Origin of the sequence: Pseudodonghicola xiamenensis DSM 18339, assembly GCF_000429365.1 — a bacterium.
Classification (GTDB): domain Bacteria; phylum Pseudomonadota; class Alphaproteobacteria; order Rhodobacterales; family Rhodobacteraceae; genus Pseudodonghicola; species Pseudodonghicola xiamenensis.
On the sequence record NZ_AUBS01000065.1, the window covers coordinates 1 to 8,455 of the forward strand.

An 8,455-nucleotide genomic window follows, 5' to 3' on the forward strand; every position below is an offset into this window, starting at 1 on the left:
TCCGTTTCGACATCTCTGATCTCCTTCTCGTCGAAGATCAGCAGACTGCAAATCGTAGCTTATGTCAGTGTCCGAATTTCGGGGGGTAGCTCACTTCGACGCAACCAAAGATTTCTTCCACAGATGGGTCTCGACGACAGTCAGCTATGCCTTCTACCCCATCGTAATCGCAGCAATGTTCTCGACCGTCGTCGGCATGGCGAATTCGCTGCTAGCCCAGCTGGGTGATCCGAACTCGGCAACCAACATCGGATCGCTCGTGCCGTTCTTCGTCATGGTTTTCCTGGCCAAAGGATTTGTAGCAGCAACACCCCTGATCGTTCGCGGCATCTCGGGAAACCTAATGGTGGCGGCGGCACCGGCGATCGTCAGCGGGTCCGCAGGGGTACTGCGAGGGCTGGCTAACACATCTGGTGTCCAGGGCAGGGCACGGATAGGGGCGCTCACGACGGGTGAGGCGATTGGACGTGGAACTGTACACGCTCCTGCTGCGGTAAAAAGCGCCGCGGCGACGGCGAGCGCGCAGGTGGTCAGGATGGCGGAGAGGGCAAAGCGACTAGGGCAATAGCGCCGCGCTCAGCTTCTCTGATTGAGTTTTGTTTCGGCGCAAAGGACACAAATCGTACAATCTACCAAACCAAATGGAGGAACATTGGCGGCGACATGTTCCTCACAGGATCCGAATAGTGACCTTTTCGAATCCTTCACCGAACCGAGAATGCTGCAAGGTTAGCTGTCCCCGATTTCTACATCAATCTCAGTGTCGATGACGGCAGCTTCCACGAACGTTCCGAGTTCGTCTCGGAGTTCGTTATAAACATCGTCGTTTTCATCACCCGTACCGATCGAAAGAACGAAGACCGTCTCCAGCGGGGGCACTTCTTCGGTATTGTTCATTCCGTAGAGGTAGAGATCGCGGCTGAAGAGGCGGGCATACACACGCAGGTTTTCACCATCAAACTGGACGCCGCGCGCGAAAGATTTCTTGTGGTGGCGCACGGGCGACCATTTGTGGTCCAATTCTCGCGCTTGCTGTTCGGTCAGGCGCTCTTTTTCAAGTGACCCGAGCAAGTTATGAAATTTTGCATCGCCGTTCGAGGTTACTCCGCGCTCGAATTGTAACGCGGCTTCCAAGCGCGCGCTGAAGTAGTTCATCCCAGCAATCTCGGAAACCATAGGATGCGGGTTAAGGATGGCAGTGAGCGCTCCGGCACCCTTCAGCTTACCTGTCTTGCGAAGCGAAGCGGGGATCGGAAGCTCCCAATAGAACGCCGCGCCTGGCCGGAGCTGCGCTGTCCATTGTAGCGTAACAAATCCTGGCCGACATTCCCAAGGCAACGGATCGACCGCGGGTGTTCCGAACCCCAGTTTGGCATCAAAAGCGTCCCGATCCGCATTGTGCAAAAGCAGTGCTTTGACCAAATCAGGTGAGGCGTCCCGAAGCCGCGCCATAGTATGTGCCGCCACCGGAGAGGTCAGTGCTGTGGAAAAGCTCGATCCTTCCGTGACGGTGCCGCCGATCACCCGCACCTTCGAGAAATTGGTTAGATCAGGCTTCAGCATACAGGAGGGCCCAGGGCCGCTCAGGCTAACTCCACACTCTCCGGCAGGCTTTCCGTTGGCATCATGCTGCCGGCCCCCAACCGTGATCGCGGCTTCGCAATCGGCAGGGGGTTGGATGTGGCCGCCGGGCTTGTTCCCGATCGAAATGATCGGCAGTACCGCATGCTTGCGTGCCAGCATTGCAATGTCATGCGACAGAGAATTTACGCCATCGAGTGGGCAATCCTCTTTGATGTTCAACGAGAAATTCCAGACTCGCGTGTTCGTCGCCGCCCCCATCAAACCGTCGAGATAGGCGACGAGATTTTGCGGATCGACAAAGATGGACGAGCCATGTTTCGGGACAGCTTGTACCGTCCCGACCTGGCAATAAAGCGGCGGGAGCGCCAGATTGTTGTTCCAGTCGTGACCCTGCACAATCAACGAAGTGACTTGGTTGCCATGTTTCGTGTCAGCATGGACGTCAGGGATAAATGCCGGTGCCCGCCACGCTTCGGCCGGTTTGTAGGAATTAGCCGTCAACCCCCCGTCCACCACCCCGACGACCGGCAGGCCCGACATGTCGGCGGGCAAAGGGCGGTTTGGTTCCGCCCCATCTCCTGGCGCCGTGCTGGTGATCGGACTCACGGGGTCGATCCTGAAAACGGTGCCGGACGCTAAGAGTTGCGCTAGTGCCGCTTGAGACGGAATAATGAATGTCGCGCGAGCGTGCCCCCGCTGCCGGTAGTCACGCATCGCAAGCGCGATGCGATCTCCTTCACTGGCCGCAGCCTGCAAGCTTCGGCGCATGACGGCAGGAACACTACTATCAAGGGCGCCCCGAATGTCTTCTAGTAGCGGCCGCGGGGACAAGATGGCGTTGTCACGCAGCCCCGCCACCTTTTGGATAAGATGTTCGCCCGCTTCCCTGCTTCGCAGTGGCATCAGCCAGGTGATAAAGGCGCGGCCGTCTTCGGCTTCGGGGGCGGCATCCCACAAGGCACTCAGTTTCCGCCCACCGCGAGCATTCTCTTCGCTGAAGAACCGCGCGCTCTGCACCCGCGAGACAATCTGTTCCGCCGCCTGTTCGCCGGTCGGCCTGACGTATTCCCGGTGCGATGGGAAAACAGGAAGACCGGTCGCTCAGGATATTCGCCTGCTTGTGCCAACGAATGGGTGAAGGGCATCTGCGGCAAGCCGAAGGTCAAATGTGGCGAATGCCCCCATCAGAAGTTCATCCCGCCGGACGAAAGCATCATGGAAAAACACCTGCGCGGTGATGATGGCCGAAGCGGAGATTTTGTCGCCGGCGTCTATCCGCTGCTGCCCGGTGATACATGCTGGTTCCTGGCGGCGGATTTTGACAAGGCATCCTGGACGGATGACGCGAATGCCTTGCTCGAAACCTGCCGGGTGAAGGGAGTTCCCGCAGCGCTGGAACGATCGAGGTCGGGGAACGGAGGTCATGTCTGGATCTTCTTCTCCGAACCGGTCGCCGCCCGTCTGGCGCGCCAGCTCGGGTCGGTCCTGATCACGGAAACGATGGAAAGGCGGCCGGAAATCGGCTTTGCTTCCTATGACCGGCTGTTTCCAAACCAGGATATCATGCCGCTCGGCGGCTTCGGGAATCTGATCGCACTGCCGCTCCAGAACACTGCGCGCAAGACGGGCAACAGCGTCTTTGTAGACACGGACATGCGGCCTTTTGCCGATCAGTGGGCTTATTTGTCCTCCCTGCCGAGAATGTCGGCGGCGGCGGTGACCGACCTTGTCGAAGCGGCAGAGCTTTCCGGGCGGGTGTTGGGCGTCCGCATGCCGGTGGATGACGAACAGGCGGACGAACCCTGGAAAATGCCCCCCTCGCGCCGCAGCACGCCGCGCCGCCTCGATGTTCCCGTTCCACCGACCATCAAGGTGACGGTCGCAGACCAGATCTATATCGACCGTTCGGAGCTGCCTTCGGCCATGATTGCCCAACTGGTGCGGTTGGCCGCGTTCCAGAACCCTGAATTCTATCGTGCGCAGGCGATGCGGTTGCCGACATTCGGCAAGCCGCGAATTGTGTCCTGTGCCGAACTGCATCCCCGACACGTCGCCCTGCCGCGCGGCAGCTTCGACGAAGCGATCGGGTTCCTGTCCGATCACGGTGCGACAGCCGATCTGGACGATTTGCGCGAAGACGGAACCCGCTTGCCGGGGACGGTTCACTTCCGTGGCGAACTTCGCCAGCAGCAATCGCGAGCGCTTGACGAATTGGCCGAACACGATACCGGCGTGCTTGCCGCCACGACTGCATTCGGCAAGACGGTCGTGGCCTCGGCGCTGATCGCACATCGTGCCCGCAATACGCTAGTTCTGGTCCACCGTCGCGAACTCCTCAGCCAATGGGTCGAGCGCCTTCGGTCCTTTCTGCAGATCGACCCGAAGCAGATCGGCACCATCGGCGCCGGAAAGCGCAAACCCACCGGTGTGGTCGACGTGGCGCTGATCCAGAGCCTGGTTCGCAAAGGCGAAGTTGACGACGTCGTAGCCGATTACGGTCACCTCGTTGTCGATGAATGCCATCACCTGTCCGCTGCAAGCTTTGAGCTTGTGGCCCGCAGATCGAAGGCGCGCTATGTCACGGGATTGTCGGCAACGGTCGCTCGAAAAGACGGGCATCACCCGATTATCTTCATGCAATGCGGTCCGGTGCGCCATCAAGTGAGCGCCAAATCACAGGCCGCCGAAAGCGGCATTCACCATCGGGCGCGGGAACGTCACACGAGATTCCGGCTGCCAGAGGCCCTCGCCATGGCCGAGCGCCCGTCAATGCCCGCGATCTATGCCGCTCTGGCGGAGGACGAGGCCCGAAACGATCTGATCTTCGACGACGTGCTGAAGTCACTGGAGGCCAAACGCTCGCCGATCGTGTTGACCGAGCGGAAGGATCACCTCGAGCATCTTCATCAGCGGTTCTCCCGATTTGCGAAGAACATCGTCGTGCTCCGTGGCGGCATGTCTGCAAAGGATCGGAAGGCCGCGCATGCGGCGCTGAATGTCGATGACGACGAGGAACGGCTGATCCTCGCGACAGGACGCTATATCGGCGAAGGCTTCGATGACGCCCGGCTCGACACCCTGTTCCTGACGATGCCGATCGCCTGGAAAGGCACGCTGGCGCAATATGTCGGCAGGTTGCATCGGCGGCATGACGAAAAGAAAGACGTGCTGGTGGTCGACTATGTCGACAGTTCGGTGCCCGTCCTGTCCAGAATGGCCGCCAAGCGACGAACGGGCTATCGGGCCCTTGGCTATGTGATGGAATAGCGCCCCGCCGAAAGCGGGACGCCAATTCTGCCCGGTCGGTCAGGATCTCTGTGTGGCGACGGCCAAGACCTGCATTAGCTTGTCCGAGGGTTCCCGGAACCGACCCGGCTTGATCAGCGGGGCGTGATGGGCATCCAAGAGCGCGAGCTTCTCGGTCGGGTCCGCGCGCAGATACATCTCCGTCGTCTGGATGCTAGCATGGCCGAGCCAGAGCGCGACCTTGCGGATATCGCCGGTGGCCTGAAGCGTGTGCATGGCGCAACTGTGCCGCAGCACATGGGGGGTCACGTGCTTGGCGGCAATCGAGGGTGCCGAGCGTTCGGCGGTCGCCACGTGTTGCCTGAGCCTAAAGGCGAACCCGTCCCGCGTCATCCTGCGGCCGTCGCGGCTCAGGAATAACTCCGGCCCCGCATCGCCTGGGCGGACGGCCAGCCACGTGCGAATGGCGGCCTGGGTCTCTTTCCAGAGCGGCAGGATGCGCTCCCGCCGCCCCTTGCCCAGGATCCGCACGCTGGAAAACGACCCTGCGGGAAAGTCGCCCATTCGCACCGCGAGCAGTTCGGACGCCCTCAGCCCCGCGGCATAGGCCAGATGCAGCATCGCCCGGTCGCGCAAACCGCCCGGCGTGTGGTGGTTCGGCGCGGCAAGCAAGGCGCGGACTTCTTCCTTGGTCAGGTAGTCGATAAGCTTGGCATCTGTCCGCTTGATCGGCATGGCCCGGATCATCATTGCCTGCTCAAGACATGCCGGGTGGCGATGTTCGACAAAACGGAAGAACGATTTGATTGCCGCCAGCCGCGCGTTGCGGGACCGGACGGAATTGGCACGCCCTTCCTCGATATGGTCAAGGAACGCCCTGATCATCTGCACATCAAGGTCTTCGATGGCAAGTTCCGAAGGGGAACGCTTGAGCCGTTCGGCGGCGAACCGCAGGAGAAGGGTGAATGCATGCGCATAGGCCGCGATGGTATGTCGGCTTGCTCCGCATTCGCCCGGGAGGTGGGTTTGCAGGAAGGCTGAAAGGTCGGGAGCGAGCGGGGTCATGCGGCACCTCCGATCCAGGTCTCTTCGGCGGTCGACGCGATCATCTGCAGCAGGACCGGCGTGGCCTCGAGGTACCAATAGGTGTTGGCGATATCGACATGGCCGAGATAGGTGCTCAGGGCCTTCATGTGCCGCAAGACAGCCTGCGGGTCATTCCCGCAAGCTTCCAGAGATCGCACCGCGAATGTATGGCGCAGATCGTGCACCCGGGGGCCGGGACCTGTCGGGTTGCGATAGCCGAGCTTCCGCACGATCCGAACAAAGACCACGTAAACCCTGGTCGCCGTTGGAGCGCGGCCATGACCCAGAACGAAAAGATCGTCGCCAGCATTGCGCACGATACAGCGGGCTTCGAGATACCGTTCCAGCGCGGCGCGGGTCGAGGCATGTATGGGCACGAGACGGCTCTTGCCGAACTTTCCCTTCCGGATCATGAGACCATCTTCCGTCAGGTCGTCGCGCCGGAGGGACAAAGCCTCCGAAATCCGCAAGCCTGTCGAGGCAAGCAGCCCGAACAGGTTGTGGTAGGTCAGAGGGCTGATCGGCGTCAGGCCGGGCACCAGCAGCGCCTCCTGCATGATCCGACTGATCTGGTCCTGCGTCAGAATATGCGGAGCAGGTCGCCGGCGTCGTGAACGGCCCAGCAGACCCATAGTCGGAATCTCGTGCTGCGCATCTTCCGCATGCAGGAACACCGCCAGCGCGCGAGCGCGATCAAACCGGGCCCGCGCGGCATCCGGCGTCGATGCGCCACCGGCCCACTCCAGTATCAACGCCGCCGTCACGTGCGTGATGGACCGTTCCGCGGCAAAATCCGCGAAGGCGCGCAAGGATGTCTCCTGCGCGGCAAACTTCATTCCAAGGGCACGATTCAGTTGGACGAAGCGGTCGACATGGTGATGCATCATGATGCGCACCCCGGCCATGGCTGAGCCACGCCGGCCAGCATCTCGACATCAACCTTGGCGTAGATCGCGGTGGTATCGCGCGAGGTGTGGCGGAGGGCGACACCGATCTGGTCAAGATCCGCACCACCGCGCAACCAGGCCGACGCCAACGAATGGCGAAAGACATGTGAGCCGGTCGGCAAGCCAGTAAAACCGCTCCGGTTCAGGACACGGGAAACGATCCCGGCGATCTCGGCAGCGGATCGCAGCGGAGTGAACGGTGCCTGGGTTCGGAGAAAAATCCTGTCCGTGGCGACCACCGGACGCACATCCTCGATATAGGCCAGCAGCGCATCGCCTGCATCCTGCGGCAGGGGCATCATCTCTCCGCGTCTACCCTTGCCGTGCAATCGCAAGCGGCTCGCGCGCCAGTCGATATCGGACAGCCGCAGTTGCCAGATGTCTCCCGCGCGCAGGGCCAACCGGGCGAGGAGGAGGAGAATGGCACGGTCCCGTATCTCGACGGGCGTATCGGTGCGACAGGAGGCAATGATCTCTTCGATCTTCGCGGTGGGTATGGTGCGCGGGACGGTCGAAAGCCTGCGCCGAACAGCGGGTGGCACCGCATGGAGAAGCGACGGGGAGCATTGACCTTGAACGATGGTGAATCGCAGGAAGGAGCGCAGCACGGTGACCGTCATGCGCACAGATGATCGGGAACGCTCTTCGCCCTGATCCAGAACGATAGACCGGATTGCCGCCGCGTTGTAATCCTTCGGGGTTGCGCCCAGGCGTTCCAGCCAGCGGCCGGCTTCGTTCAAATAACGCCGTAGAGTCTCTGACGTCACCCCACGTTCGCGGCGCAGCCATTCCGAGAACTCGGTCAGGCGCGGATCGTAGGCGGTAATGCAGTCACGCGCTTCTGCGGGGATCAGACGCTCTTCCCGCAGGAACCGGACAAAAGCACGAGCGCCACGACGACGACCCCAGGTGCCGGAACCCTCGACCCGTTTACCGCGCTTGGTCTTGATCCCGCAACGGCAATCATGATGCGCGAATTGGACAATGATGGCCTCGTCGATTCCACGAACCGAAACACGCATCTGCCGCGCCCATTCCGCGAAATGGCGCGCCTGACTCAGTCGCATCGAATGCGTCACCTTGCTGTAACCGGCGGCGCTGAGCTTCCCGGCATAGGCCTCCAGATATTGCCCGAGCCGCGCGACATCATCGGCAATCATGACCAAACCGGTGGCTTCGAGATAGCTCAGGAACCTGCGCGTATCGGTGGCGTAGACAGGTTTGCGCAGTTGCGCAGGGCTGTAGCGGCCGCAGCGGCAGCGATGGCGCAAGAACTTGTCCACCGCTGATGCATCGAAATCTCTGATCGGGATCTTCCGGGCGCGTGCCCACTTCAGGAAATGCCGGGCGGCGCTCAGCGCGCCTGCCGAAAGCCGTGGATTGTCCGCGAAATAGGCGCGGACCAGAGCGAGTTCGTCGGCGCCGGCCCGGTCGGCGAGCGGAGAGTTCGAGGGGGAGTTCATGGAAGATGTCCTTCTGCGGTTGAGAGCAGAGGCATCATGATTATCCAAAGCGGAAACCTGAAAATGAATCACCAGAACAACAGCTTGAAGCCCCGAACTCAGCATAATGCTGACGCGGCATATTATGTC

Annotated in this window: 6 protein-coding genes; 2 read left to right on the forward strand and 4 right to left on the reverse strand. The window is 61.1% G+C overall.

Annotated features, from left to right (window positions below):
• The first annotated feature begins 61 nt into the window (after nt 1-61).
• Complete coding sequence (locus tag G455_RS25125; RefSeq protein WP_229861877.1) at nt 62-568, forward strand: type IV secretion system protein; 507 nt, start codon at nt 62-64, stop codon at nt 566-568.
• 161 nt (nt 569-729) lie between these two features.
• Here G455_RS25125 and G455_RS25130 read toward each other — a convergent pair whose 3' ends face one another.
• Nucleotides 730-2,541, reverse strand: coding sequence for a S8 family serine peptidase (locus G455_RS25130; protein WP_154664458.1), 1,812 nt, complete (start codon nt 2,539-2,541; stop codon nt 730-732).
• On the opposite strand from G455_RS25130, the gene G455_RS0121675 reads away from it, so the two are divergent.
• Nucleotides 2,455-4,851 carry a TOTE conflict system archaeo-eukaryotic primase domain-containing protein gene (locus G455_RS0121675; RefSeq protein WP_407636252.1) on the forward strand — a complete coding sequence of 799 codons (2,397 nt, stop codon included), beginning with the start codon at nt 2,455-2,457 and terminating at the stop codon, nt 4,849-4,851. The two genes, G455_RS25130 and G455_RS0121675, sit on opposite strands and share 87 nt — an antisense overlap.
• A gap of 39 nt (nt 4,852-4,890) precedes the next feature.
• Here the strand turns inward: G455_RS0121675 and G455_RS0121680 are convergent, their stop codons facing one another.
• The 3 genes from G455_RS0121680 to G455_RS0121690 all read right to left on the reverse strand — a co-directional run.
• The gene (locus G455_RS0121680; RefSeq protein ID WP_028095547.1) at nt 4,891-5,895 is read right to left on the reverse strand and encodes a tyrosine-type recombinase/integrase; all 1,005 of its coding nucleotides are present in this window, start codon (nt 5,893-5,895) and stop codon (nt 4,891-4,893) included.
• Nucleotides 5,892-6,821 (reverse strand): tyrosine-type recombinase/integrase, encoded by a 930-nt coding sequence (locus G455_RS0121685; protein WP_229861871.1) that lies wholly within the window; start codon nt 6,819-6,821, stop codon nt 5,892-5,894. Before G455_RS0121685 ends, G455_RS0121680 begins: the two co-directional genes overlap by 4 nt.
• Nucleotides 6,800-8,455, reverse strand: a 1,656-nt coding sequence (locus tag G455_RS0121690) for a tyrosine-type recombinase/integrase (protein ID WP_229861872.1), incomplete at its 5' end; no start/stop codon positions are given. The genes G455_RS0121685 and G455_RS0121690, both read right to left, overlap by 22 nt.

Excerpts from the sequence above, each read along its gene's own strand:
- G455_RS0121680 (WP_028095547.1), bottom strand. The coding sequence starts at position 5,895 with ATGACCCCGCTCGCTCCCGACCTTTCAGCCTTCCTGCAAACCCACCTC.
- G455_RS25125 (WP_229861877.1), top strand. The coding sequence starts at position 62 with ATGTCAGTGTCCGAATTTCGGGGGGTAGCTCACTTCGACGCAACCAAA.
- G455_RS0121675 (WP_407636252.1), top strand. The coding sequence starts at position 2,455 with ATGTTCGCCCGCTTCCCTGCTTCGCAGTGGCATCAGCCAGGTGATAAA.
- G455_RS0121685 (WP_229861871.1), bottom strand. The coding sequence starts at position 6,821 with ATGGCCGGGGTGCGCATCATGATGCATCACCATGTCGACCGCTTCGTC.